General features: G+C 45.0%; 25 protein-coding genes. 13 read left to right on the top strand and 12 right to left on the bottom strand.

Translation table 11 applies throughout. The features are described from left to right. Positions 1-286: 286 nt before the first annotated feature. From B5X68_RS16610 to B5X68_RS16625, 4 genes are all read left to right on the top strand, one after another. Positions 287-1,672: an MATE family efflux transporter gene (locus B5X68_RS16610; protein WP_082215883.1), complete on the top strand. Its 1,386-nt coding sequence runs from the start codon at positions 287-289 to the stop codon at positions 1,670-1,672. Positions 1,673-1,764: 92 nt separating this feature from the next. Continuing rightward, complete coding sequence (locus B5X68_RS16615) at positions 1,765-3,162, top strand: MBL fold metallo-hydrolase (protein WP_082215884.1); 1,398 nt, start codon at positions 1,765-1,767, stop codon at positions 3,160-3,162. A gap of 3 nt (positions 3,163-3,165) precedes the next feature. Continuing rightward, positions 3,166-3,741, top strand: a complete 576-nt coding sequence (locus B5X68_RS16620) for a YeeE/YedE family protein (RefSeq protein WP_082215885.1) — start codon at positions 3,166-3,168, stop codon at positions 3,739-3,741. 12 nt (positions 3,742-3,753) lie between these two features. Then, positions 3,754-4,251 (top strand): DUF6691 family protein, encoded by a 498-nt coding sequence (locus B5X68_RS16625; RefSeq protein ID WP_082215886.1) that lies wholly within the window; start codon positions 3,754-3,756, stop codon positions 4,249-4,251. On the opposite strand, the gene B5X68_RS16630 is transcribed toward B5X68_RS16625, so the two are convergent. From B5X68_RS16630 to B5X68_RS16670, 9 genes are all read right to left on the bottom strand, one after another. Continuing rightward, positions 4,252-4,995, bottom strand: a complete 744-nt coding sequence (locus B5X68_RS16630) for a class I SAM-dependent methyltransferase (RefSeq protein ID WP_082215887.1) — start codon at positions 4,993-4,995, stop codon at positions 4,252-4,254. Between the two features lie 86 nt (positions 4,996-5,081). After that, on the bottom strand, positions 5,082-6,518 hold the full coding sequence (locus B5X68_RS16635; protein WP_082215888.1) for a hypothetical protein: 1,437 nt from the start codon (positions 6,516-6,518) through the stop codon (positions 5,082-5,084). An 18-nt stretch (positions 6,519-6,536) separates the two neighbouring features. Next, positions 6,537-6,878, bottom strand: a complete 342-nt coding sequence (locus B5X68_RS16640) for a heavy-metal-associated domain-containing protein (RefSeq protein ID WP_082215889.1) — start codon at positions 6,876-6,878, stop codon at positions 6,537-6,539. A 20-nt stretch (positions 6,879-6,898) separates the two neighbouring features. Then, positions 6,899-7,135 carry a heavy metal-binding domain-containing protein gene (locus tag B5X68_RS16645; protein WP_082215890.1) on the bottom strand — a complete coding sequence of 79 codons (237 nt, stop codon included), beginning with the start codon at positions 7,133-7,135 and terminating at the stop codon, positions 6,899-6,901. A 29-nt stretch (positions 7,136-7,164) separates the two neighbouring features. After that, a complete protein-coding gene (locus B5X68_RS16650) occupies positions 7,165-7,734 on the bottom strand; it encodes a helix-turn-helix transcriptional regulator (RefSeq protein ID WP_082215891.1) in 570 nt (189 codons plus the stop codon). Between the two features lie 12 nt (positions 7,735-7,746). Further along, positions 7,747-9,972, bottom strand: a complete 2,226-nt coding sequence (locus tag B5X68_RS16655) for a TonB-dependent receptor (protein ID WP_082215892.1) — start codon at positions 9,970-9,972, stop codon at positions 7,747-7,749. 90 nt (positions 9,973-10,062) lie between these two features. Next, positions 10,063-10,527 carry an HYC_CC_PP family protein gene (locus B5X68_RS16660; RefSeq protein ID WP_082215893.1) on the bottom strand — a complete coding sequence of 155 codons (465 nt, stop codon included), beginning with the start codon at positions 10,525-10,527 and terminating at the stop codon, positions 10,063-10,065. 21 nt (positions 10,528-10,548) lie between these two features. Continuing rightward, a complete protein-coding gene (locus B5X68_RS16665; protein ID WP_082215894.1) occupies positions 10,549-10,758 on the bottom strand; it encodes a heavy-metal-associated domain-containing protein in 210 nt (69 codons plus the stop codon). Between the two features lie 228 nt (positions 10,759-10,986). Continuing rightward, entirely contained in the window at positions 10,987-11,325 is a 339-nt protein-coding gene (locus B5X68_RS16670; RefSeq protein WP_082215895.1) for a tRNA-binding protein, read from the bottom strand. Between the two features lie 106 nt (positions 11,326-11,431). Here B5X68_RS16670 and B5X68_RS16675 point away from each other — a divergent pair, with 106 nt between their 5' ends. Next, a complete protein-coding gene (locus tag B5X68_RS16675; protein ID WP_082216151.1) occupies positions 11,432-12,535 on the top strand; it encodes a lactonase family protein in 1,104 nt (367 codons plus the stop codon). On the opposite strand, the gene B5X68_RS16680 is transcribed toward B5X68_RS16675, so the two are convergent. Further along, positions 12,530-13,933, bottom strand: coding sequence for a TlpA family protein disulfide reductase (locus tag B5X68_RS16680; protein WP_082216150.1), 1,404 nt, complete (start codon positions 13,931-13,933; stop codon positions 12,530-12,532). The genes B5X68_RS16675 and B5X68_RS16680 overlap by 6 nt on opposite strands. 107 nt (positions 13,934-14,040) lie before the next feature. On the opposite strand from B5X68_RS16680, the gene B5X68_RS16685 reads away from it, so the two are divergent. Continuing rightward, complete coding sequence (locus tag B5X68_RS16685) at positions 14,041-14,814, top strand: YdcF family protein (RefSeq protein ID WP_082215896.1); 774 nt, start codon at positions 14,041-14,043, stop codon at positions 14,812-14,814. Positions 14,815-14,828: 14 nt separating this feature from the next. On the opposite strand, the gene pfkA is transcribed toward B5X68_RS16685, so the two are convergent. Beyond that, positions 14,829-15,803: a 6-phosphofructokinase gene (gene pfkA, locus B5X68_RS16690; protein WP_082215897.1), complete on the bottom strand. Its 975-nt coding sequence runs from the start codon at positions 15,801-15,803 to the stop codon at positions 14,829-14,831. Positions 15,804-16,019: 216 nt separating this feature from the next. On the opposite strand from pfkA, the gene B5X68_RS16695 reads away from it, so the two are divergent. From B5X68_RS16695 to B5X68_RS16725, 7 genes are all read left to right on the top strand, one after another. Continuing rightward, positions 16,020-18,530, top strand: coding sequence for a hypothetical protein (locus B5X68_RS16695; RefSeq protein ID WP_082215898.1), 2,511 nt, complete (start codon positions 16,020-16,022; stop codon positions 18,528-18,530). Between the two features lie 15 nt (positions 18,531-18,545). Beyond that, a complete protein-coding gene (locus B5X68_RS16700) occupies positions 18,546-19,067 on the top strand; it encodes a DinB family protein (protein WP_082215899.1) in 522 nt (173 codons plus the stop codon). A gap of 44 nt (positions 19,068-19,111) precedes the next feature. Then, a complete protein-coding gene (locus B5X68_RS16705; protein ID WP_141110322.1) occupies positions 19,112-19,699 on the top strand; it encodes a Crp/Fnr family transcriptional regulator in 588 nt (195 codons plus the stop codon). Positions 19,700-19,772: 73 nt separating this feature from the next. Next, positions 19,773-20,456, top strand: a complete 684-nt coding sequence (locus B5X68_RS16710; protein WP_082215900.1) for a DUF8737 domain-containing protein — start codon at positions 19,773-19,775, stop codon at positions 20,454-20,456. A gap of 87 nt (positions 20,457-20,543) precedes the next feature. Then, positions 20,544-22,139: a DUF8727 domain-containing protein gene (locus B5X68_RS16715; protein ID WP_082215901.1), complete on the top strand. Its 1,596-nt coding sequence runs from the start codon at positions 20,544-20,546 to the stop codon at positions 22,137-22,139. Beyond that, positions 22,126-24,345, top strand: a complete 2,220-nt coding sequence (locus tag B5X68_RS16720) for a DUF2357 domain-containing protein (protein WP_141110323.1) — start codon at positions 22,126-22,128, stop codon at positions 24,343-24,345. Before B5X68_RS16715 ends, B5X68_RS16720 begins: the two co-directional genes overlap by 14 nt. Positions 24,346-24,443: 98 nt before the next feature. After that, positions 24,444-25,211: a GDSL-type esterase/lipase family protein gene (locus tag B5X68_RS16725; RefSeq protein ID WP_082215902.1), complete on the top strand. Its 768-nt coding sequence runs from the start codon at positions 24,444-24,446 to the stop codon at positions 25,209-25,211. Between the two features lie 2 nt (positions 25,212-25,213). On the opposite strand, the gene B5X68_RS16730 is transcribed toward B5X68_RS16725, so the two are convergent. Further along, positions 25,214-25,576, bottom strand: coding sequence for a DUF983 domain-containing protein (locus B5X68_RS16730; protein WP_082215903.1), 363 nt, complete (start codon positions 25,574-25,576; stop codon positions 25,214-25,216). Positions 25,577-25,581: the final 5 nt, after the last annotated feature.

The following is a 25,581-nucleotide window of genomic DNA, read 5'->3' on the forward strand; positions in this document are numbered from 1 at the left end:
CCAAAATTCGCAGGAAAGAGTAGAAAGGCAACGGTTTAGCGCAAGCAAAAGTTCATCCCGTCCAGGCCGTGAAATTACACTTACATATTAATTAATCCATTATTTTGTTTGAATAATAGAAAAGCACTTTTGTATCTTTGGCCAAATTCTGCGAAATATGTTGGTGATCATCCCCGGTTTACAATAACCACAATTCTTTCCTGATCCGTCTTTCGGACTACCGGACAACCTTTCGTGACTTCTACGGGTCACACATTTCTTATTATTATTTCAATTTATTTCATCCATGAAAAAGTGGTTTCAACTGCTTCGTCAGGCTATTCGCGGCTCCGAAGAAAGTTTTACCGAAGGAAGCATCAACCGAGCGATTTTTTTGCTATCCGTCCCAATGATCCTGGAAATGGTCATGGAGTCGCTATTTGCCGTTGTTGACATTTTTTTCGTTTCAAAAGTGAGTACAGAAGCCGTGGCGGTTGTCGGGCTTACTGAGTCTGTTATAACGTTGGTTTATTCTGTTGCGATTGGTTTGAGCACCGCTGCTACGGCGACCATTGCACGTCGTGTCGGAGAGGGCAACACCAATGGCGCAAGGCATGCGGTCGGGCAGGTTATTATCATTTCCCTGGCTATTTCGGCCGTAACTGCAACTGTTGGGACCTGGTTTGCCGGTGATATCCTGCGGATTATGGGTGCTGATGCAAAAGTAATTGAACTCGGGACCGACTTTGCAAGGATTCAGTTTCTGAGCAGCCCGGTCGTTATTTTGCTTTATTCACTAAGCGGTGCATTGCGCGGCGCAGGTTCCGCAGCGACGGCCATGCGATCATTGATTGTGGCAAATTGCATGAACATGATCCTGGGGCCGATCCTGATATTCGGACTTGGGCCATTTCCTGAGTTAGGTGTTACAGGTGCGGCTCTTGCTACGGCTTTGGGTCGTTCCATAGGCGTTGGTTATCAGCTGTTTTCGTTAACCAAAGCGCAAAAGTCACTGGGCTTGCTTTGGGCCGATCTGCGTCCCAATCCGGAAACCATTGCGACCATTGTGAAAGTGGCAACCGGTGGAACGGTTCAGTTTCTGATCGGCTCTGCAAGCTGGATTTTCCTGACACGTATATTATCTGAGTTTGGCAGTGACGTGGTTGCGGGTTACACCATTGCAATTCGTGTGATTATGTTCACTTTGCTGCCTGCATGGGGACTGGCCAATGCTGCGGCTACGCTTGTAGGACAGAATCTGGGCGCCGGCAAACCCGACCGTGCAGAGAAATCTGTCTGGAAATGTGCGTCTTATAATTTCTTCTTCTTGTTGGGACTGGCCATTTTAATGTTCGTAGCGGCCGAGGAAATCATCGGTTTATTCAGCCCAAATCCGGACGTAATTGCCACAGGAAAAATGGCGTTGCGCGTGCTGTGCCTGGGTTATGCCGCTTATGCTTATGGAATGGTCGTCATTCAGTCTCTTAATGGGGCAGGGGATACCAAAACGCCGACTGTTTTGAACCTGATTTGTTTTTGGGCAATTGAAATTCCGGTTGCGTATGTGCTGGCCGTTATGATGAACTTCGGTCCGGTCGGCGTTTTTATATCGGTTCCGTTTGCAGAGTCTATTCTGGCATTGTTGGGAATTTGGCGGTTCAGGCTTGGAAAATGGAAGTTGGTAAAGGTTTGAGGAAGCTGATCGGGGTGGCGCATCCATCCCGGTCAGAAACGAAAACAGGGGCGTTTTGGTTAACTTTATATCAATAAACTGAATTATCCTTCATGAAAATAGAACAGATATATACCGGATGCCTGGCTCAGGGTGCTTATTTTATCGTTTCCAATGGCGAAGCGGCGGTCATTGATCCTTTGCGTGAAGTGGAGCCATACATTCAAAAAGCCGAAAAGATCGGGGCAAAAATCAAGTATGTATTTGAGACGCATTTCCATGCTGATTTTGTCTCAGGGCATCTCGACCTCGCTGAAAAAACCGGTGCTGAAATTGTGTATGGTCCTAATGCAAATACAGCATTCAAGGCTCACATCGCTGATGATAATGAGGAGTTTCAATTAGGGGATATCATAATTAAAGCATTGCATACTCCGGGTCACACACTGGAATCGACGAGTTATTTATTATTTGATAAAAACAAAAAACCAGTTGCTCTTTTCAGCGGCGATACACTTTTCATTGGAGACGTAGGGCGTCCCGACCTGGCCCAGAAATGTGATCTGACAATGGAAGATCTGGCCGGAATGTTGTTTGAAAGCCTGCGTTCGAAGATTATGACGTTACCGGATGACATTATCGTATATCCAGCGCACGGAGCGGGTTCTGCTTGCGGGAAGAACATGAGCAAGGAAACTTCCGATACACTGGGCAACCAAAAGCTTTTCAATTATGCTTTGCGGGACGATATGACGAAAGAGGAATTCATCAGCGAAGTCACAGCCGGCTTGCCCGAACCGCCCAAATATTTCCCGGAAAATGTGAAGATGAACCGTGATGGTTACGAAAGCATTGATGATGTGCTGGAACGCGGCGATCAGGCATTATCTCCTGAGGCATTTGAGGCCAAAGCTAATAATACGGGTGCGCTCATTCTGGATACGCGAAAACCGGAGGATTTTGCAAAAGGATTTATCCCAAATTCAATTAACATTGGCATCGAAGGCGGTTTTGCTCCCTGGGTTGGTGCGCTGATCCCGGACTTGAAACAGAATTTGCTGATTGTGACCGAGCCTGGCAAGGAAGAAGAAGTAGTAACGCGTTTGGCAAGAGTCGGTTACGATCATACTGTCGGATTTTTGAATGGTGGTTTTGAAGCCTGGATTAATTCCGGCAAAGAGACTGATTCCGTTGATAATGTTTCCGCTAATTCATTCGCAGGGATTTATCAGAAGGAAAGTCCGGAAGTGATCGACGTGCGCAAACCAGACGAATTTGCAGCCGGGCACATTGAAGGGGCCAGCAACCTGCCATTAGACAATATCAACGACCTTATGGCCGAATTTCCCAAAAACAAAACCCTTTACGTGCATTGCGCAGGAGGTTACCGCTCCATGATTGCAGCCTCCATCCTCAAATCCCGCGGCATCGACGACGTCGTAAACATTGAAGGCGGCTTCGGCGCAGTGGAGAAAACGAATGTGCCTGTAACACATTATCAATCGATTTAGTATATGGACGTTATTGAAGTGCTTCGGGAGCCTTGGCCTTGGTATGTGGCGGGGCCTCTAATCGGGTTGACTGTGCCGGCTTTGTTGCTGCTGGGAAATAAGTCTTTCGGGATTTCTTCTTCGTTGCGGCACATTTGTGCGGCGGTAATCCCGGCGAATATTTCCTTTTTCAAGTATGATTGGAAAAAAGGAATTTGGAATCTGTTTTTTGTGGCGGGCATCACGATTGGTGGCTTTATTGCCAGTTTTTACCTAGCTAATCCTGATAAAATTGTGATCGCTGATGCAACGCAACAAACATTAAGCGGGTATGGATTGACCAGTTTTTCGGGCCTGATGCCAATGGAAATTTTCGGCACTTCAAGCATTCTTTCCCTGAAAGGACTCATTTTTCTCGTTTTCGGAGGCTTTTTAGTAGGTTTCGGAACGCGTTATGCGGGAGGCTGCACATCCGGCCACGCTATTACAGGATTGGCAACATTGCAGTGGCCATCGTTGGTGGCAACGGTAAGCTTTTTTATTGGCGGGCTGGTTTGCACACATTTGCTCCTGCCATTTTTGTTTACTCTCGTTCTTTAATTGATATACAAAATGGAAAAGGTAGAAAATACGCAGGTTCGTGCTCTTTTAGAAGATGATAGCGACGGAAGCAACACGCAAAAGCTGGCAGAAGGATTTACTTCGAATTTCAAATATCTGGTTACCGGCTTACTTTTCGGGATCGTCTTTGTGAAAGCAGAGATCGTTTCCTGGTTTCGGATTCAGGAAATGTTCCGGTTTGATTCTTTTCACATGTACGGCGTAATCGGCTCTGCGGTGCTGGTGGGACTGGTTTCGGTTCAATTAATAAAGCGTTTCAACCTGAAAACCATTTCGGGCGAAGAGGTTGTGATCCCCGATAAGACATTCAGCAAAGGCCAGATTTACGGCGGACTGCTTTTCGGATTTGGCTGGGCCATAACCGGTGCATGCCCCGGACCCTTGTTTGCGCAGATTGGCGCCGGATATTTGGCGGTGATTGTTACATTGCTCAGCGCCATTGCCGGCACCTGGACATACGGTTTATTAAGACCTAAATTGCCGCATTGATCACAATTTTTTGGCAACCAAATACAGCTGCTCGTCACCCAAAGCAAATGGGTCGGCTTCCAAATTCCCGAATGTTCCTACAACCTGCAAACCCGCAGATTCAAACATATAAGTAATTTCCGAAAGCGTGAAAATGTGTTGACGAACCGTATGCGTCACTTTTTCAGAACCGGAAATAAATGTTTGTTCTGCCTCAATATAGCCTTCCTCGGGTCGATATTCGTTTTCGGCAAGATAAATGATATCATCTTTTACTGGCATCCAGTTTCTCACCTGGAAATTTGGAAGAATGCTTTCCGCAAGGTTTTCAGTATGGATAGTGATGTGGCCGCCTGGCTTTACAGCATTTGCCATTTTTGAAATAAACTGCTGCATTTCGGCCCTTGGGAAAAAACTGAAACTATTTCCAATGCAGTAAGCCGCATCAAATGCATTTTCTTCGATAGCACATTGCAGCACATCGTCACAGATGACTGTCAAAAGCAATTTTTGCTTTTTTGAAACCGCTTTCAATTCATCACAGTATTCACTCGAAATATCAATACAAGTGATTTTGCAACCTTCTTCGGCAAGCGGAATTGCGTGGCGCCCGTAACCAGCCAGCATGTCCAAAACTCTGCTGCCTTCTTTTATTTCTAACACATCCCGCAGAAAATCAACTTCATAATCAGTGTATTCTTCATCCTGGTGCAGTTTCCAGGCGCGTTGCGGGAGTCCTTTGAAATAATTGTGATACCAGGCCACGAGAGGGGTTTATTTTTAATGATGCGCAAAACTACAAAAAGCTGCCAGGATGAATGGCAGCTTTCTTGAAATATAAGCGCACAACATTACATTCGCATGAGTCCCGGCGTAATGCGCAGATAAACCTGCCCGGAAAGCGGCGTTTCGCCATAAATTGGTCTCAGTGATTTGTCAATCGAATAAATCCCGATCTGGCCGCCGGCTTGCAAGAGCGTATTTTGGAATGAAGCTATCTGACGGTTTAAGCCGATTGAGAACATGGAAATGGGGAATTGATCTTTCGAAATTCTGATATTTCCAGGGAAGCCTAGCTCGTCTACGCTTTTCTGAACCCATTCATAACGACCGTAAACAGCCCATTTATCCAACTGCACATTAGATTCCAGCAAAGCAGAATGCTCTCTATGGTGGCCGCCGGCTTCATTCAATCCCCAAACGGCAGAAGTTGAGATCCATCGGTTTTTACCATTCAAATTAGCCGAATGCTGAACGGAGGCTGTTGTCCGGTCCACATTTTCACCGCCGTGCAATGGTTCTGGATTTTTGATAAAACCCCTGCTCACCTGCAATGCCCAGTTCGTCGAGGGATTGAATAATAACCGGTAACTGTATGAGTCAAATCGCGGTTTGTCAAAGTCAAAACGGTTTTCGTTTGGCTCACGACCGGTGAAGGACGAACCTTCCAATTTGAATTTCCAAAGCCGGATCCCCGCTGTTACCACACCAAATGTAATGTGCGCTGCATCCTGCCAATGGTGTCCCAAAACCGCATCCGGATTATTGAAAGCGGACATTCTGTGCATAAATGCTGTCGGGCCAAGTGCGGGCTCGCCGGGATAACCCGCATAAAGGGTCAGGTCAATGTTCTCATTCAGCCTTTGGGTGTAAGCAACGGAAAGCTCGGAGATAAGATCATGCGGATGTTGCTTGTCGATCAGCGGCTCGCCCTTCCAGGTTTCTCCGGATTGGAATAAAAGGGGATAACCTGCTCCGCCATCTAATAATCTGTCCAGCGAAACCATCGCGCGGACATTCAGCAAACCATTTTTACCGATCTGCCGTTGCGCCATGCCCATGAACCAGTTTGGCACACTAACCTTTGATTTCGATCCTTTCAGGCCATCATTATTGAAGTTTTGGGCCGTATAGCGCAAAAAAACGCTTCCATGCAACATGTAATTCCACTTACTTGCGTGCTTCATGTAGGCATACATAGGCGTCGCGTCGGGCTGCCAGCCTGTGCCCGAGCCGTTGCGCGTCATCGGCAGGCTGAGGGAAAAACTATGCGTCATATGCCCCGTATCATGCTTCATATTTTCATGGTCCATTTTGCTATGATCCATCTTGCTATGATCGACAGTATCAGCTTTCATGTTTTTGTGATCCATGCCCTTCATATCATGCTCAGCGGGCTTAGCGGTGGCTTTTTTGGGCTCCTGATGATGCTCGTGCTGCGCCAACACAGGGAAATAGGCGGTCATTATGCTGGCTAATGCCAGCATTTTTAGTCTGTTGTTTTTCATGACAAAGTGGTTTTGTTACTAGTGCGCAGCGGCCGTTTTCCGGCAGCAGTTCGGCAATTTATCGTGCGCTTTCTGGTTAGCAACTTGCGTATCCGCGTCGTAGCCTGTGTTGATAATCGTTGCCTTTATGGCTTCCGGCGTAGTTTTATTCGGATTATACTTCACCGTAACTACTTTGTCTTTCAAGTCCAGATTGGATTCTTTCACGCCTTTGGAAAGGCCCAGGTTACGCTCAATGCGTTCCTTGCACATTTCGCAAATCGCAGAAGTTTTGATTTTGATCTCCTTGTCACCGTCGGCCTGAGCCATGTTAACCCCGGCAAAAAGGGCTATCAAAATGGATAAGATGGTCGTTTTCATAATTTCTAATGTTTTAATGATCAATGATTGTGTCCCGTAGAATCTGTTTCTCCCATGGCTACTTCTTGTAAATCCATCTTGCAAACCGGGCATTTTCCAGCTTCTGCGTAGGTTTTTTCTCCCTCACATTGCATGGGACATGCGTATTTTTTCCCTGCTGCTGCGGTAGTCTCATTCGCAGATTTCTCAGTTTTGTGGTTGTTTCCTCCACAGGCTGTGAAAAGAAGCATTACCACAGCAAAAAGTACATTTTTCATGATGATTGAAGGTTTGTTTAATGTCTGATTCAATGGCCCACTTTATCGAGGGTTATTCGCGCCAAAGTGCTTTTCTTGAACTCTCCCGGCGTCATGCCCGTCACTTTTTTGAACTGATTACTCAAATGCGCGGGGCTGCTATATGACAATCGCCATGCCATTTCGCTCAATGTCAACTCGTTATACGAAAGCCATTCTTTTACTTTTTCTGTCTTTTGGGCGATAATATATTGTTCGATGGTCTGCCCGGTTTCAGAAGAAAAAAGGTTGCTCAAATACGAATATTCGTAACCGATTTTTTCAGACAAATAATCCGAAAAGTTCTGCTGCTCAGGCTTATGGCCTTTTAAATACTGCACTTCTTCGATAATCAATGTCTTAATATGCTCCACAATCGCCAGCCGCCGGTCATCGAGTAATTCAAACCCACTTTTTTCCAAAGTAGATTTGACTTTTATCAAAAGTTCAGGATCAATATCCGTTGCGGTTTCAACTTCACCCAATGCGACTGACTGCAATCCAATGCCCAGATTTTCCAGTTCTTCCCGGACAACCCGCTTGCAACGATCACAAACCATGTTTTTTATATGCAGTTTCATAAGGCTCTTCAATTATCTTATTATTTTATAACGTATTCCTGCATAAATCATTCGTCCTACAACCGGTCCCCAGGCCATTCCAGCATCAAAATGTTGTCCAAACGGTTCATCCGTGCCCATGATCGGGTTTTTCTGACGGAAATTGGCCAGGTTTTCCCCGCCCAGATAAATGTCCCACTTTGGAAATGTACGGGTGACCTGCGCATTAAAATTATAAAATGACGGTGACATGGTTGAAGTCAGGTTGTCCGGGATATGGTGATCATCGACGTGGCCCATATACGGGATCCGACGCTTTCCGTTCCATTGCACCGTGGCATCGAATTTCCATTTGTCATAAGGCAGCGCATATCCGGCATTAAAAAGCACCCGGTCACGGCTTACCATCATTCTTGGCAGCAACACATTTTCGTCATATACATTGCGAATGGTTTGTTTTACGTCAAAAAGCCGGTAAGCAAGTTTTAGTTCCAGGCGTTTGATTGGTGTCAAATTCGCCTCGGCCTGAAAACTGTTTGCATATGCATTGCCTTCCAGATTGTAAAAACGAATGTAACGCGGATCTTCCATATCAGCCACGAGCTGGTTTTCGAAATTTGTCCTATAAAAATCCACGATCAGATTTCCGCTCATATTGCCCAATTTGAAGTCCTGTGTCACACTTGCGCCGTAATTCCAGGAAACCTCGGGCCGAATGCTTTCCCGAAATTGCACTGTGCGCGAGCTAACCAGATTTCCGTAATACTCAGCCAGTGGATTGGAAACCCTGAACCCTTTTCCAGCCGAAGCCCGAAGCGTGGTTTGGTCGGTCAGACTGTATTTCAAATGCAAACGCGGCGTCCATTGTGTCCCGTAAAGATTGTGGAAATCGACACGACCACCTGCAACGAGCACAAACTTATCCAGATTATTGTAAGTATACTCAAAGAATGCCCCTGGCACCGACTCGTTTCTGGCCAGTCGCATGTCTTTGTAAAGCTCATTATAATTGTCTAGCAAGTAACTGAGACCTGTTTTATAAGAATGGTTTGTGTTGCCAATGATCGATTGATAGATCAGATTTCCATACATGGTTTTTTGAGTTCCATCATAATTATTAAGGCCAAAATATGATTTGGAATCATGTAATGAGGCATTTAGGATAAAACCCAATCCTTTGTAAGGCTTATCCGGGAACAGCCGTGCGATCTTGGAAAAGAACTCATAACGGTTCACTTTGGCACCAAACCCATAAGCTTGCGTCGTTCCTTTCATGTCTTTTTCAAAATCTTTTTGCCCACCCAAACGATCTTCATACAAAGCTTTCACTCCAAACTGCGCCATCACTTTGTCACTTTGATATTTCCATCGGTTAACCACATTGTACTGGGTGTAAAGGGGCATATCCAGGAATCCGTCCCCGTTTTTATCCACCCGGTTGCGTAATGTGCTGGCGTGTGTCAGCAGCCCTGTGCTCCACTTTTCGTTCAGTTGCGTTGCCAGGTTTAAATTCACTTCCGCGCGGCCAAAATTATTGACATACGTGTTCAGATACAGCTTTTCACGACTGTCCGGTTTCTGCATTTCAACATTAATCTGCCCCGTCATGGACTCATAACCATTCACAACAGAACCCGCTCCTTTACCCACATCGATCGACTGGATCCAGGTTCCCGGCACGAAGTTGAGCCCGAAAGTGGAGGCCAATCCGCGGATGGAAGGAATGTTTTCAATGTTGGTCTGAATATAAGTTCCGTTCAATCCCAGCATTTGAATCTGTTTGGAGCCTGTAACCGCGTCGGCGTAAGAGACGGAGACGGATGCGTTCGTTTCAAAACTTTCGGAAAGATTACAGCAAGCCGCTTTGGCCAATGCGCGGGTGGTAATGATCTCGGTCTGATGTGGCGAAAGCCTGTCGATCGTTGACGTGTTGCCGCGAACTACGACTTCATTCAATGTTTGATCACTTTGCAAAACCACTTGCAGATCGTTTTCAGCACCCATTTTAACCGTATCATTCCGAAAGCCCACGAAGCTGATAACCAGCAAATTGGATTGCGCCGAGCGGGGAATGTTGAAACGTCCGCTGGTGTCCGTAGTCGTGGCCTGCGTTGTCCCGGACCAGTAAACATTTGCACCCGTGATCGGTTTAAGATCCTTGCTATCGGGCACCTGCTCATTGACTGAGCCCGTTATACGCTGTGCGAAAAGAGAGGAAGTAACAAGAAAGAATATCCCTCCCGTCAGAAATTTAAGCATGATTTATTTAATTCATTGATACAAAAGAGAAGCGGTGCGGTTCTTTGCCAGTAAGCAAAGTGTTGCACGGTTACAATTGAAATCAATGTATCAAATCAAGAGTGACTGGATTGCATAGCGCATACTCTTCCCATGCAATCGGGAGGAGAAGGATATATCTGAAGCAGGCGGGGCATTTGCCCCTATTTCCTGTTCAATAAATGATAAAAAGCCTTGTTGAACGAAAAACAGCTGATCTGAGCTCCAAGTTTTCAGCAGTTTAGCCAGCTCGTGAATGGCGGAAGTCGTGACTTGCAGCTTTTCAAACGTCTGGCTTTCTTTGCAGCAATCGGTTTTTTTAAAGAAAATCCCTTTCGCTTCCTTCGAATTTTTGCTTTTGGCACAGCAAGATGAACCCTCCTTATCTTTGGAAGAGTCTTTTTTGAGATCAGTAACAACCTGCACCGATTTGCCGCGTACCAAGCAATGATGCTCGATAAAGGCAAAGCCCGTACTGCTCATCAGGACCAAAAAGGCCATGAAAACAGTGATCGATCGGTGTAAGTTGCTTTTCATATCATTCAAAGATATTAATTATCACGCTATTTCTTCCGCATTATAGCCTGCCTTTTTCATAAGTTGTGCGATTTCCTGAGGTGTTTTGCTCGTTTCCACTTTCAAAATCCGCTCCGGACTTTCCAAATCTACATTCCAGTTTTCAATCGCATTATCCTCGTTCAGGAACGGCGTAACAGTAGCTACGCAGCCTCCGCATTTTATATTGGTCTTAAATTTCAGCGTTTCCATTGTTTTATTTCTGTCTGTATTATCAATTATTGTTCTGCAAATATCAACCCAAAGTCCCGCGGAGTTGTTACAGAATTATATAAATGAATTACAGAGTTTTTGTTTTTACTCGTCGGGCGGTTAAAATCCCAGAGGGATACAATGTTTGTAGAAAACGATATTCGCGTGCAATTTTTAAATCCCGGAGGGATGAAACAACGTGCATGACGTTTCATCCCTCCGGGATTTTCAAGCCAGCCGCGTTCCGTTCGGCACTTCATAATCAGGACTGGAAAGGATTACTTCGCCGTCGGGGAGGATGAAGCCGGTTGTGAGGACTTCGGATTTGAAGTCGGCGATTTGCTTTACGGGGAAGTTTGTGACGCACAGAACCTGTTTGCCGAGGAGTTGCTCCTTGGTGTAACGTTTGGTGATCTGGGCTGAACTATTCTTAATCCCAATTTCCGGTCCGAGGTCAATTCTGAGTTTGAATGCTGGTTTTCTTGCTTTTGGAAAATCATCAACCTGTATAATAGTTCCTGCTCTGAGGTCTACGTTTTCAAAGTCCTGCCAGGTGATCGTGTCCATATGTATGTTTTTTGTGAATCGGTCAGTTTATATTATTCAAAATAACATTAAAAATGCCTTTTGCGCTGCTTTCCTTTTCAAGTTGCCTTACGAAATCAAAAAATTCATGAAAAAGCTAGTTACAATTTTTGCATTGTTGCTGACCGGTTTGGTAAGCGTGTCTTTCCAGGACAAAACGGTTGCATTCTACATTGGAACACAGGATAAAGGCGCAAACTCTTCTGTTTCGCTCTGCGAACTGAATATGTCGACTGGCCAAATTACATTGATTGATACGTTCAATAATTGCGTTGGCCCTGGCTATGTGGCGATTTCACCCAATAAAAAGAATTTATATACCGTCGGTGGCGATAAAATCGTCGCGTTTGCCATTGGCGGGGACAAAAAGCTGACTTACCTGAACAGCGAGTCGTCGGCAGGAGCCGGGCCATGCCATGTTTCGGTGCATAGCTCGGGAAAGACGGCATATGTGGCCAATTACGGCGGAGGAAGCTTTACGGCTTATGATTTGCAGGCGGATGGCAAAGTAACCGCGCCTACTTATACAGAACAATTCACAGGAACCGGACCAAACGCGAAACGCCAGGAAAAGGCACATGCGCATTTTGCAACTGCATCGCCGGACGGAAAATATGTTTATGTGACAGACTTGGGATCAGATAAAATCATGAATTACGTGGCGGACAACAAGGGAGGTGCGCTCAAACCTAATCCTGCGCAACCATTTTTCTCAGGAAAACCTGGCGCCGGACCACGTCATTTGATCATTCATCCTTCGGGAAAGTCACTTTTCCTGTTGAACGAACTTGAAGCAACGCTTACTTCCTGCACGATAGATAAAAATGGCGTCATTAAGGCCGTTAACACTTATCCAACCATTCCTAGGGACTATGCGGGGCCGTCAAACACCAGTTCCGCCATTCATTTGCATCCGAACGGTAAATTTGTATACGTTTCCAATCGTGGCCATAATTCAATTAGTGGCTTCAAAATCGGGGCAAATGGAGCTTTGGAAATGGTGGACCAGCAAACGAAATCAATTTCGACGCCGCGGGATTTTAACATTGATCCCAGCGGAAAGTTTATGATCGTCGCTAACCAAACCACTGATAATCTGGTTGTTTATGATGTGGATGCTGCAACCGGGAAGCTTGCTTTTAAGTCAGAAAGCATTGCTGTGAAGGCTCCCATTTGCGTAGCTTTCTTATAGTTTCCTGGCGAGTTTGCTTTGGTAATAGTTTAGGAAATCTTCCAGTTGCTCTACCGGCATTTTGCGGGCAATGATCTTTTTGTTTTTGTCCAGAATATAAATGGTTGGCGTCGTCACCACGTCAAATTTCTTTAAGAAATCAATCTGGTTCAATGCGTCGAAACCATTGGGAACGTCTTCAAGATGTTGCTCCTTGATAAATGTTTTCCATTCCTCCATGTTATGATCAGTGGAAACGGTCATGATCTTGATGCCATTCGCTTTGTTCTTTTCGTAAAATGCTTTAAGCTTCGGCGCAGCTTCTTTGCAATGTCCGCAGGTAGGAGAATAGAAGAAAATGACGCTATAATTTGCATCCAGGCCCTGTACGCTAATTTTTTTACCTGCCGGATCGGTTAAAGTTAAAGCCGGGAAGGTTTTGTCAACCAGCAGATCTTTTAGTGTATTGACCTTTTCTGTAATGCGTTTTTTTACATCCTCAGAAGTGCCCATTTCACCGGAAAGATAGTATTTCTGTGCCATATGCACCCAAACTGCCTCTGTACCAACCGTTTTCGGATTTTCGTACTGGTTAGTAATGTATAAAACCACTTGTGACTTCACATCTTTGTTGGCCGATGCTTTTTTTGCAAGCATATCCGCATCTTTGATCAGCGAATCCGGTCTTTGAACGACCAGATTTTTTATATACCGGTCCAATTTGGGTTCCAGAAAAGGAGTGTTGATAATTCGGGCGTCGGAGAAGTCGAAGTTGTCCCAGTAATGTGCTTTGTAATAATTAAAAACCCAGATGGAATCCGGTTTGCCGTTCGCCAGTTTAGGAGCAGCAGGAACTTCCGGATCTGCGGACATCTTTAACAATTTCACCGTAAAAGCCTGCGGGTTATCAGCAAGCGTTTTTAAACGATATGCATTAAAGCTGTCCTGCAAAGCCCTGATCTTGGCTCCTGCATCGGTGCTTCCGCTTTTTTTCAGCGACTCAATTTCGAGCGCACCGGATTTTAATTTTTTCTGATAAGTATAAAAAAGCTCATTTTCCGTCGATCCGGTCACCTTCATATTGCCGATCGCATCCACTGTATCCGTTTCAATTGAAAAATTCGGCTCTTTTCCTGAATACACCAACTCAACCCAGCTGCGGTTTCCAGGAAACAGGATCACGTATAAGCCACCTGGCAGGTCTGTTTTTCCTTCAAACACTACTTTGCCGTTCGCGTCTGCCTTTGCCGTGTCTTTTGGTACAAATGTAGTGTTGTTCCGGCTGTAATGTCCGATTACCAATGATGAATCCGCGAGTCCTTTAATCGTTGCCTGTATGCGGTAACCTTGTGAAAAGCCTGCATGAGAAGCAGTAAAAAGTACCAGTAAAAGGAATAATGCGCGGTTATAATTTTTCATCAGGCTAAAAGTTGTTTGCTTACGAATGGTATATTTGGCTGGATCAAACTTTGTGAAAGCCACAAAATTAACTTCAAAACGATAACTTCTATCAGCATCTTATCCAAATGTTTTATTTTCTGTCCAAAGCAATAGATTTTATCGCGATGCCGCTGAGCATTGTTTTCGTTTTACTGCTGTATAGTTTGTTTACCCAAAATCGCAAACGAAGAAAATCGACAGCGATAACCGCTTTTATTTTGCTTTATCTGATCTCCAATACATTCCTGGTGAATACTGCCCTGAACTGGTGGGAACCAAAACCGGTGAATATGAATGAGTTGGACGGGCAATATGATGTTGGGATTTTGCTTTCGGGAGGGCTTATGGATTCCAACCATCCTGCCGAAGACCATGCCGTGCTGGGCAAACGCGGAGACCGTGTTTTGCAGACCTATTTGCTTTATAAAGCAGGCAAGATCAAAAAAATATTGATCACCGGAAGCAGTTCGGGTGAGCTCATGCTGGAAGGAAAAGGGGAAACGAGGCAAGCCGCAGACCTGATGGTGCAATGGGGTGTGCCGCCCGGGGATATTTTATTTGAAGAAAAAGCCCGGAATACGCGGGAAAACGCGATGTTTTCGTCTATAATATTAAGAAAACGATTTCCGGCCGGGAAATATCTGCTGATCACTTCGGCTTTCCACATGCGCCGGTCGGCCGGATGTTTTGCGAAGGTAGGCATACGCACTGCCACTTTTCCGGCCGACTTCTATGGTGGGTATTACAGTTTAAGATTGCACGATTTCCTGGTCCCAAGCCCCGACGCAATCGCCGGTTTCAGCATGCTTTGGCATGAATGGATAGGAAATGTCGTTTACAAATTGGTGGGCTACACCTGATCCGTAACCTTTATTTACACACTCAATATTTTTACCATTCTCAACAAATCCTCATTAATAGGCTTAGGGAGACGGATTGTATCTTCAAAAGGCGTATAAACCAGCTCGTTATTAATAATTCCGGCCATTACATTCTTCTGCCCGCCCATTAAACCTTCCAAAGCGCCAAGACCCAGACGGCTCGCCAAAATACGGTCGTATGCTGATGGTGGACCGCCGCGCTGGGTGTGACCCAATGTCGTTACCCGGATATCGGCATTCTCATCAACCTGACCTTTGATTTTTTCGGCAACTTCCTGCGCACTTCCTTCATCATCGCCTTCTGCTACAATAATGATCGAAGACGACTTAGAACGGCTCCATCCTTGTTTCAGGGTTTCTACAACTTCGGAAATCGGGGTTAATACTTCCGGAACCATTACCAGCTCAGCGCCGCCTGCAATCCCGGACTGCACCGCAATGTAACCTGAGTCACGGCCCATCACTTCAATAAAAAATATCCTGTCGTGTGAGCTCGCCGTATCACGGATCCTGTCAATCGCGTCGAGTGCAGTATTTACGGCTGTGTCAAAACCGATCGTGTAATCTGTTCCGTACAAATCGTTGTCGATTGTTCCGGGTGCGCCTACAGTTGGGATGCCGTATTCGTTACCAAATATCATTGCGCCGGTGAATGTTCCGTTTCCGCCAATGGCCACCAGTCCTTCTATGCCGGCTGCCTGAAGATTTTCATATGCTGTTTTACGTCCTTCCGGAGTCATGAACTCCTTGCTCCTTGCCGATTTAAGGATTGTGCCTCCTCTTTGTACTATATTGCTAACCGAGTGAGACTCCATTTTGTAGAGATCACCGGCAATCATTCCGCTATATCCTCTTCTTATTCCATAAACTTCGATCCCATGGTAGCAGGCACCGCGGACCACCGCCCTGATGCAGGCGTTCATACCCGGTGCATCTCCTCCTGAGGTAAATACTCCAATTCTTTTCATTTAATTTTGGGTTACTTCTTTCGTTCGCTGTTCAGTTCCTTTAAAACCTTAAAGGCACAATTTCCGCAAATTTATCCGGTATTTTCTTAATATATACGACCTGATTCCGAATTCTGTTAAAAAAATGCCGGATGAAGATTCAGAATTAACACCCCAAACATATATCAATACTTATATATTTGCGGCGGTTAATAGAAATTTAATATGCGTTAACGAATGAAAAATTTGATTTCATGGCAGCGTTCCTGGCCGCATCTTGTCGCGGTAATAGGCTTTATGATTCTGTCCATTGCGTACGTCTCGCCGGTTTTGCAAGGTAAAAAACTGACGGCCCAGGATGATGTACAAGCCAAAGGAGCTGCACGCGAAGTTTTGGACTATAACAAACAAACAGGGATATGGTCGGCCTGGACCAACGGAATGTTCTCCGGAATGCCCGCTTACCTCGTAGCAGCAGATTATCCCACAAGCGTTTCTACCAAGCTCGGACAAGCGATTAACCGCATTTTACCAGCGCCAGCCAACTATTTCCTCATTGGAATGGTAAGCGCGTACATTCTTTTCCTGGTGTTAGGCGCAGGAAGCTGGCTCGCCGCCATCGGCGGGGTCGCTTTCGCATTTTCAGCATTTAATGTGATTAATCTGGAAGCCGGGCACGTATCGCAGGTGATTGCGATCATGTATGCGCCGGGCGTTTTGGCGGGCGTGATCCTTGCTTTCAGGAAAAACTGGCTTGCCGGGGCCGCATTAACCGGTCTGTTCCTTTCGCTTGAATTATACGCTAACCACGTTCAGATCACATATTACCTGGGAATCGGGATCATTATTCTGGTCATTATAGAGAGTGTTTCTTATATAAAAAGGGGTTTGGTAAAAGACCTGACGCTTGTTTTAGCAGGCCTTGCTTTCGCTGCGGTGGTGGCGGTGGGGACGCATACAACACGTCTTTGGAATGCATTTGATTATACCAAAGAAACCATCCGAGGTAAATCCGAACTTACACCCAGGGTTACTGCCCCTGGTGCAGCGGCAACTGCCGATGCCAACGGCTCGGGCCTGGACAAAACATATGCTTTTACTTACAGTTATGGCTTCGGAGAATTACTGACACTGGTGATTCCCAATGCTTATGGAGGCACGTCATACGGGCCGCTTTCCAACACTTCTGAAACATATAAAACGTTGGTGGGAAGAGGGGTAGATCCTGCATCAGCATTGAATGTAATTCAGCAGCAACCGCTGTACTGGGGCGATCAGCCGATTATGGGTGGCCCGAATTATGTCGGGATCATTGTCTTTTTCCTCTTTGTACTCGGTTTGTTTATTGTCAAAAATCCGATCAAATACTGGGCTGGGGGCGTCATACTTCTTTACATTATATGGGCTTTGGGTAAAAGTTTTGCAGGAATAAATTACCTGTTTTTCGACTATTTCCCGATGTTCAACAAGTTCAGGGCGATGACGATGGTTGTTTCGCTGGCGCAGCTGCTAATGGTGCTTGTGGGCGTGCTGGCTTTGGCCGAAATTGCTCAGAAACGGGTGGAATGGAAGGAATTTCAGAAATCATTCCTCATTACATTGGGCATTACCGGCGGCGTTACGCTCATTCTGGCCCTGATGCCGGGCGTATTTTTTAATTTTCAGGGTGCCGGTGATCCGCAATATGTGGAGCAATATCTGATGCCGTCTACCCAGGATAAGGCATTTGCACAGCAGATCATGAATTCGATTGTTCAGGATAGGGCAGGTTTGATGAAAAGCGATGCAATCAGAAGCCTGATATTTCTCTTGCTTGCCGCCGGACTGGTTTGGTTTGCGATGAAGGACAAAGTGAAACCTGTTCTGTTTTACGGAACATTGCTGGTACTGGTGATTTTTGACCTTTTTGGCATTGATAAAAGATATCTCAACAATGAAGACTTTGTAAGCAGTTATGCAGCACAGGGCATAACCACGCCTTCGCCTGCCGACGAGCAGATTTTAAGGGATACGGATCCGAACTATCGTGTTTACGATCTTTCGTCGCGCCAGGGACCATTCAACAGCGCTGATGCCTCGTATTTCCACAAATCACTTGGAGGTTATCACGGTGCAAAGCTGCGTCGTTATCAGGAATTGTTTGAGCGGCAAATCGCTACTCAAAAGCCTAATTCCAACATTATCAATATGTTGAATACGAAATACATTTTGATTCCGGATCAGCAGGGCAACAAAGTGGCTCAGACAAATCCCGGAGCGCTTGGCAATGCCTGGTTTGTGAAAAGTTATAAAGTAGTGCCCAATGCCGATGCTGAAATGGCCGCATTGGACTCATTAAAGCCCAAAGAAGAAGCTGTCCTCGATCAGAAATTTGCTTCCAAACTTACAGGTTTAACTTTGCAGGCAGATTCAACCGACAAGATCAGCCTCACAAGCTACAAGCCGAATGAATTGATCTACGAAAGCAATTCCAAAAGCGAAGGACTAGCTGTTTTCTCAGAAATCTATTACAATGTCCGCGACGAATGGAAGGTGACTATTGATGACAAACCTGCCGATATGCTGCGCGCGAACTATATTCTGAGGGCATTAAGAGTGCCAGCCGGAAAACATACGATCAAGTTCAGTTTCGAGCCGGTTTCTGTGGCTGTTGGAAGTAAAATTGACCTCGTAAGCTCACTCTTACTGGTCGGATTGATCGCAGGAGCCATTTTTGTTGAAGTAAAAAAGAAAAAGAATACAGTTTAGCAGTCACTCAAAGCCATGACAGACCGTAAATTTCCCATCGGACCATTCGTCCTGAAAGATGACTATTCACCAGCGGAAATCGAAAGCTTTATCCAGATAATCAAAAACAGCGCGTCGGAATATAGAAAGCTGGCGGAAAATCTTGGAGATGAAGACCTTACCAAAACTTATCGCGAAGGAAGCTGGGACATTCGTCAGCTTATCCACCATGTGGCTGACATTGCATTGCTGCACTATTTCCGGATGAAAAAAGCCGTTACTGAGCCGGATTACAAGGATCCTACGATGATCAACATGGACTCCTGGGCAGTTACGTCCGACTCGCTCGAAATGCCCATTGCAGAGTCGCTTCAAATACTCGCCGGCACGAACCAGCGCTACGCATATTTCGCGGCAAGCCTGGACGAGGAGGCATTTGGAAAAGCTTATTTTCACCCACTTCGAAAAATATGGCTTAACCAAAAACAGGCCTTGGCTATGTCAGTTTGGCATTTGCAGCATCATCTGGCGCACATTAAGCTGGCTTTGGGGGAATAAGCTGATAGCCGGCTAATATTGATTAAACAGCCTTTTTAACTTGCATGGACAGTGATATTCAATTTCTAGCCAGTTATATCAAGCAGACGATTAGTATCGAGCCGGAAAAAGCAATTGCTATTGCATCAAAATTCAGAAAGAAAGAGTGGGTCAAGGGAGATGTGTTTTTGAAGGAAGGTGCAATCAGTGACGAATACCTGCTTCTCGAAAGAGGATTTATGCGGTCTTACCTATTTGATGTGGATGGTAACGAAATAACACTTAATTTTTTCTCTCAAAAAACACCGGTATTTGAAGTCGGCTCTTTTTTTCAACGAATCCCGTCTCAGGAAAATATGGAAGCGCTCACAGACGCTGCCGGCTGGGTACTGTCCTTTAATGAGCTTAATGGACTTTTTCATGCGATTCCCGAATTTCGTGAATTTGGGAGAGCTGTTTTAGTTAAAGGATTTGTAGCGTTCAAAAATCGAACGTTGTCCATGATCAATAAAACGGCGGATCAGAGATATGAGGCATTACTTTATTCGAATCCCGAAATATTCCAGAATGCTTCATTAAAACATATTGCTTCTTACTTAGGTGTCACTGACACATCACTAAGCAGAATCAGAAAAAAGTTTTCCCAAAAGTGATTTCTTGTCAAATGGCAAGAATTATTGGCTGTTAGCAGCGAGATCTTTGCGTGGCTTTTAAATCATTGAAACCATGCTCGATGTACCAATTTTTATTCTGATTCTCTTTGGCGCTGTTGTTGTGTATGCAGTGGTCGCGTTCTATTTTGCAACAAGTAAATCAATCGGGATCTTAGGTATTTTAATTCTCTATATCCTATTTCAGTCGCTGCTAAGCTTGTTTGATTTTTACAAAGTGGAGTCAGCTATTCCGCCGCGATTGACATTGTTGATTGGTCCGGGGTTCCTGCTTGCAGGATATCTCTGTTTGTCTAGTAAAGGGAAGCTTTTTTTGGACGGCCTTGATATGAAATTCCTGACATTGCTGCACGTCGTTCGGTTGCCGGTTGAGATTGTCCTTTACTATGTATTTGCAGCCGGTTTTATCCCGGAACTAATGACTTTCGAAGGAAATAATTTTGATATATTGTCCGGTATTTCAGCCGTTATTATTTTCTATTTCGTTTTTGTTACCAAAAAAGCTGGTCATAGACTGTTGCTTATTTGGAATGTGATAGGGTTGATATTACTTATCAATGTTGTTAGCATTGCAATTTTAACGGCAAAAACGCCTTTTCAGCAACTGTCTTTTGATCAGCCTAATATCGGCATAACATATTTTCCACTTGTACTGCTTCCTGCTGTAGTAGTCCCTCTTGTTTTAATAGCCCACATCTCCGCAATTCGTCAGCTTTTTTTTAATAGTCTTGAAAACTAACAAGTTTCCATTGAATAGAGATAAAAATTCAGCATCTTTAAAACCTCAACGGGGATGAATTTTAAAGACCTCTGAACACACTATTTGATGGAATACTTCGACGAACTTTCCAGGTTTCTGGAACAGTCGCAGACTGACAGTCTTAAAACTGCGCATTTTGCTGATCATTTTAACGGCTTAAAAGTCAAGCTGAGTTTTGGAAAGGGCAATCCGGCCAGGGTTACCTGGATCGCTTTTCTGGCCGAAGGGCAAACGATCACCAACGGCATTTATCCCTTTTATCTTTATTTCAAAAAGCAGAACCTGCTCATCCTGGGCTATGGGTTAAGCGAAACTATTCCGCCCAATACGAATTGGAAACTGGCAAATCCGGTCAGGATCAGTGACTATTTTAAACGTCATAATTTTGGAAAACCGGCCCGTTATGGCGCGTCGCTGGTTTTTAAAGCCTATGATCCGGCGAAGATGGATAGAGCGGAGGTCGAGGAAGATCTCGTGGAAATCATCGGCATCTATAAGCAAACGGTGGGCGAAAGGCCGGTTTTACCTAAAAGGAAGCCAAATCGTAAAATAGCGTTTGACTACAAGGCATTTCAAAAAAGCATTGCCCGATGCAACCTGCACATTAATCCCAACTTCACATTACGCTTTGTCACTTCGCTGCTGGCCAAGCCATTTGTCATCCTTACCGGCCTTTCCGGTTCCGGCAAAACGAAACTTGCGCAGGCGTTTTCAAAATGGATTTGTGAAAGCGAAGATCAGATTTGCCTGGTGGCCGTAGGTGCGGACTGGACAAATCGCGAGCCGTTGCTGGGCTATCCCAATGCTTTGGAAGAAGGCAAATATGTGAAGCCGGATAGCGGCGTGCTGGATCTGATCATATTGGCAGGTGAAAATCCCGCAAAGCCTTATTTCCTCATTCTCGACGAAATGAACCTTAGCCACGTTGAGCGCTACTTCGCTGATTTCCTGAGCGCAATGGAATCAGGTGGCGATATCAGACTGCATCCCGGATACACCCAAAAGCATGACAATGTTCCTTCCAGGATCAGGCTTCCAAAAAACTTGTTTATCATCGGCACTGTCAATATTGACGAAACAACGTATATGTTCAGTCCAAAGGTTCTGGACCGCGCCAATGTGATTGAGTTTCGGGTGATAAGGGAGGAAATGGCGCATTTTTTGAGTCTTGACTGCACGTTAAATCTGGATTCAATTAGCAGATCTGGCTGCTTAATGGCAACAGGTTTTGTCGAGCTGGTTTTAAATAAGCAGATTGAAATGAGTGACAAAGCGCTGATCAATAATGCATTACTAAGCTTTTTTGAGCAGCTGCAAAAAGCGGGTGCAGAGTTTGGTTATCGAAGCGCGGCAGAAATTGTGCGTTTTGCAGCCATCGCCAATTACATTGAACCAGAATGGAAAGTAAGTGAGATCATTGATGCTGCGATAGTCCAGAAGTTATTGCCAAAAGTGCATGGATCTAGGCGCAGATTGGAACCCATTTTGAAGACATTAGCAGCGTTATGCGGCTCAGATGCTGACGAAATTGAGAATTTTTTAAATTCAAAAAAAGAACTGGCAGAATTGGGCATAGTACATTATCCTGTCACATTGGAAAAGCTTAAAAGAATGTACAAAAGCCTCATCGACAACGGATTTACAAGCTTTGCCGAAGCCTGATGGAAAACGGACTTTCGCTAAGCATTCAATCCGGGCAACATCTATTGAGCTGAAAATCATCGGTGAGGACAGCAACCTGGAAACGATCTTTAAGGTCGACCAATTGGAGGCATTTGAAAACGGGGAAGCCCGGATCCAGCTGGTGGAAGGGCATTTTTATGAATACAGCGTCTCGGATAATTATTGTTTGAAAGCTTCCGAGATTGTTTATCCTTCTAAAATCAATCCTGGCTCGGGGAGATTGGCTCCTAACGTTTATACAGGAACAGCGACTTTTGAAATACTTACACCACAGAAGCAAAAATGCGCGGAAATTAAAGTTGAAATCCGCTCGAAAAAAGCCAGTTACAGGCAGGATTACCGGTTAATGCTCGAAAACATTACCGAGCATTGCACCGATCTGCTGCTGGCGCACAATTCACCTGTGACACATAACTTTACGGTTGATTTCAATCAGGATTCGCGGACATTATATCAGCGGTTTGCCTTTATTAGATCAATTTTGCAGTCTGATGAATTCGTTAGTGCTGTTCAGAAAATAATCGGTGTGCCGGTGACAAAGTGGTCGGAAAATGAGGAGTTGAAAGACATTCGCAAGATCCGGCGGGTCGATGGCAGGATAATCAGGCACATGGCGGGTTCAGGTAATAGAATAAGCATTCCTTCTTCACATTCGCTGCACAAAAAGCTCGGAAACATCCCGGCACGCGTTACAATGTTTTCGAAAACAGAATCATTGGATACGTCCGAAAATCGGTTTGTCAAACACGCTTTAACCGGTTTTGTCGCGTTGGTTAGTGACTTCAAATCGTGCGCAAAGAATAGCAGCAGACTATTCGAAGAGGCGTCAATCCTGGAAAATGAGCTTGATCTGATGTTGACAAATCCGTTTTTTCAGCGGATCAGTAACCCGGCAATGTTGTCTCTGAACAGTCCGGTTTTGCAAAGAAAAGCTGGTTATAAGGAGATTTTCAGGATTTGGCTAATGTTCGACCTGGCCGCAAAGCTGGTCTGGCGCGGAGGGGACGATGTGTATGCCGCTGGGAAAAAGGACGTTGCGGTGCTTTATGAATATTGGCTGTTTTTTCAGCTTTTGGATTTGATACGGGATGTCTTTGACATTACCCCGGTGAGTCTCAGCAGTCTGCTCAAATCCACAGCGGACGGTTTGGGCTTGCAATTAAAGCACGGGAAGCATGTGGCTGTTCAGGGAATTTTCAATGGTCCTTCGCGAAGGCTTAATGTAGAATTCAGCTTCAACCGATCATTCTCCGGTAAAAACGACTATCCTAATCCCGGCAGCTGGACAACGGGCATGCGTCCTGATTTTACACTCTCGATATGGCCTGTCGGCATTAGTCAGGCACAGGCTGAAACGGAGGAATTAATCGTACACATTCATTTTGACGCAAAATACCGGGTCGAGTCCTTCAAGGAATATAAGCGGGACGATCTTTTGAAAATGCATTCGTACAAAGACGCAATCCGCAGAACAGCCGGTGCTTATGTCTTGTATCCGGGGGAAGGAGAGAAGCCGTTTAAGTGGAAGGGTTTCAATGAACTGATCCCTGGCCTGGGTGCATTTGCGGTACGCCCGTCCAAAACAAATAATGGAATCAATGCACTTCGCAATTTTCTAAACGATGTAACGCAGCATTTTTTGAACCGTGCTTCTCAGCGTGAAAAGGCCGCTTTCCGCAGTTATGACATTTATAAATCCAAAAACAACGAGGCAGTCACAGAGCAGTTGCCCGAAACATTGGGTGAAAACCGCAGCCTGATTCCCGATGAAACATTTGTGATCATTGGTTTTTATAAAAATGCAGAACAGCTCGCCTGGATTGAGAAAAACAGGCTTTACAATTTCAGAACGGGCACAGATAGCGGCTCTCTTCCGCTTGGTGCGAAGCAGGCAGAAGCAAAATATTTGCTGTTACACGGGCCGCGGGAAACCGTTTCGGGCAGGTTATGCAAGCTGAAAGAAGACGGTCCGAGGATTTTTTCAAAACAAGATTTAGAGAAAAAGCATTATCCAAAACCAAAAGGATCCTTATATCTGGTGTATCACATTGATTTTACGGTTGAAAGTGAATTTGAAAGCCAAAAATGGGACATCACAAAATTAGCAGGCTATAAGCCGAACAGATTTTCCGGAGTTCCCTTCGTGGTGAGTTTGTCCCAATTGACCAAGGCATTAGTAAAGTAAGTATGTGCTTTGCCAACATTTGTTTAGTGCGCGATGGTGACTTATATTGATGCAGCATTAGTAACTATCCATTTACCCCATTTTCAACACTAAACTCAATGAAATTTAAATTTTCTACGCTTATTTTCCTGCTTGTAGCCACGCTGCAAGTCGTCGCCCAAAATAAAAAAGAATCAAAACTCGCCATCGTTTTCATTGGAAACAGCATTACGCAAGGCAAAGGAGGCACAAACGGATTTCCGCCGCCAACGCATGCGGTTAATTATCTTAAAGAAGAGAAAGGCATTCAGGATGTGTCGTTTGTAAATGTAGGCAGGAGTGGTTCTACTACGGTGGACTGGCTGCCGGGCCACGGAAAATACTTTTCACTGGCTACCAAAGCTGCTGATAGTCTGTTCCAGCAAAAAGACCACCAGCTGTTGTTTTCCATGAAATTGGGAACAAACGACAGCGCTATGGAAGGACCCAACGGCGCGCCGGTCTCGAAGGAAGATTATAGGAAAAATTTGCAAACGATTGTCAATGAGCTGCTTAATAAGTATCCGGGCGGTAAAGTGATTATCCACCATCCAATCTGGTATAGCACCAACACCTACAATAGATCGAAATATCTGGCGGAAGGACTTGCCAGACTTGAAAGTTATGTTCCGGAGATTGACGAGCTGATTAAGGAATACAAAACTTCGCAGCCGGGAAGGGTTTTTAAGGGGGACACGAAGTCGTTTAAGTATTTCAAGAAAAACGCCAAGAAGCTATTCAAGCCCGAAGAAGGCCAGGCAGGAACATTCTTTCTGCATCCGAATGAACAAGGCGTCGCAGTTTTGGGTAAAAATTGGGGAAAAGCGATTTCAAAAATTGATCTCTAGAATTAGCTTTCTTCTTTAAAATCAACAAAAACATTAATCCAAATTGCCCTGCCGAGCCTGATAATGATCGGTTGGAGGAGGAAAAGGATGGCAGTAATGGTTATAAAGAATGTGTTGAGCTCCATTTTTAAATAAATCAAAAGGAGCGCGGACAGGAGTGCCATAATGAAGATCACGATCGGAAAACTGGTCCACAATGCACCAATGTAAAATCCTGGCTCGATCTGGAAATCCTGATTGCAAACCGGGCACCGGTCGGGCATTTGCAATGCGTTTTTGAAACTGTATGGATTCTTTTTAACGAAAAGATCGCCCTTGTGGCAGCGCGGGCATTTGAACCGGAGTACACTATATAACTTCGACATTGTCG

Source organism: Dyadobacter psychrophilus, assembly GCF_900167945.1.
In the GTDB taxonomy this organism is placed as follows: Bacteria; Bacteroidota; Bacteroidia; order Cytophagales; family Spirosomataceae; genus Dyadobacter; species Dyadobacter psychrophilus.

Excerpts from the sequence above, each read along its gene's own strand:
- B5X68_RS16695 (WP_082215898.1), top strand. The coding sequence starts at position 16,020 with ATGAAAAATTTGATTTCATGGCAGCGTTCCTGGCCGCATCTTGTCGCG.
- B5X68_RS16660 (WP_082215893.1), bottom strand. The coding sequence starts at position 10,527 with ATGAAAAGCAACTTACACCGATCGATCACTGTTTTCATGGCCTTTTTG.
- B5X68_RS16730 (WP_082215903.1), bottom strand. The coding sequence starts at position 25,576 with ATGTCGAAGTTATATAGTGTACTCCGGTTCAAATGCCCGCGCTGCCAC.
- B5X68_RS16615 (WP_082215884.1), top strand. The coding sequence starts at position 1,765 with ATGAAAATAGAACAGATATATACCGGATGCCTGGCTCAGGGTGCTTAT.
- B5X68_RS16680 (WP_082216150.1), bottom strand. The coding sequence starts at position 13,933 with ATGAAAAATTATAACCGCGCATTATTCCTTTTACTGGTACTTTTTACT.
- B5X68_RS16635 (WP_082215888.1), bottom strand. The coding sequence starts at position 6,518 with ATGAAAAACAACAGACTAAAAATGCTGGCATTAGCCAGCATAATGACC.
- B5X68_RS16610 (WP_082215883.1), top strand. The coding sequence starts at position 287 with ATGAAAAAGTGGTTTCAACTGCTTCGTCAGGCTATTCGCGGCTCCGAA.
- B5X68_RS16710 (WP_082215900.1), top strand. The coding sequence starts at position 19,773 with ATGCTCGATGTACCAATTTTTATTCTGATTCTCTTTGGCGCTGTTGTT.
- pfkA (WP_082215897.1), bottom strand. The coding sequence starts at position 15,803 with ATGAAAAGAATTGGAGTATTTACCTCAGGAGGAGATGCACCGGGTATG.
- B5X68_RS16620 (WP_082215885.1), top strand. The coding sequence starts at position 3,166 with ATGGACGTTATTGAAGTGCTTCGGGAGCCTTGGCCTTGGTATGTGGCG.
- B5X68_RS16655 (WP_082215892.1), bottom strand. The coding sequence starts at position 9,972 with ATGCTTAAATTTCTGACGGGAGGGATATTCTTTCTTGTTACTTCCTCT.
- B5X68_RS16725 (WP_082215902.1), top strand. The coding sequence starts at position 24,444 with ATGAAATTTAAATTTTCTACGCTTATTTTCCTGCTTGTAGCCACGCTG.
- B5X68_RS16665 (WP_082215894.1), bottom strand. The coding sequence starts at position 10,758 with ATGGAAACGCTGAAATTTAAGACCAATATAAAATGCGGAGGCTGCGTA.
- B5X68_RS16625 (WP_082215886.1), top strand. The coding sequence starts at position 3,754 with ATGGAAAAGGTAGAAAATACGCAGGTTCGTGCTCTTTTAGAAGATGAT.
- B5X68_RS16670 (WP_082215895.1), bottom strand. The coding sequence starts at position 11,325 with ATGGACACGATCACCTGGCAGGACTTTGAAAACGTAGACCTCAGAGCA.
- B5X68_RS16705 (WP_141110322.1), top strand. The coding sequence starts at position 19,112 with ATGGACAGTGATATTCAATTTCTAGCCAGTTATATCAAGCAGACGATT.
- B5X68_RS16675 (WP_082216151.1), top strand. The coding sequence starts at position 11,432 with ATGAAAAAGCTAGTTACAATTTTTGCATTGTTGCTGACCGGTTTGGTA.
- B5X68_RS16685 (WP_082215896.1), top strand. The coding sequence starts at position 14,041 with ATGTTTTATTTTCTGTCCAAAGCAATAGATTTTATCGCGATGCCGCTG.
- B5X68_RS16645 (WP_082215890.1), bottom strand. The coding sequence starts at position 7,135 with ATGAAAAATGTACTTTTTGCTGTGGTAATGCTTCTTTTCACAGCCTGT.
- B5X68_RS16640 (WP_082215889.1), bottom strand. The coding sequence starts at position 6,878 with ATGAAAACGACCATCTTATCCATTTTGATAGCCCTTTTTGCCGGGGTT.
- B5X68_RS16650 (WP_082215891.1), bottom strand. The coding sequence starts at position 7,734 with ATGAAACTGCATATAAAAAACATGGTTTGTGATCGTTGCAAGCGGGTT.
- B5X68_RS16700 (WP_082215899.1), top strand. The coding sequence starts at position 18,546 with ATGACAGACCGTAAATTTCCCATCGGACCATTCGTCCTGAAAGATGAC.
- B5X68_RS16715 (WP_082215901.1), top strand. The coding sequence starts at position 20,544 with ATGGAATACTTCGACGAACTTTCCAGGTTTCTGGAACAGTCGCAGACT.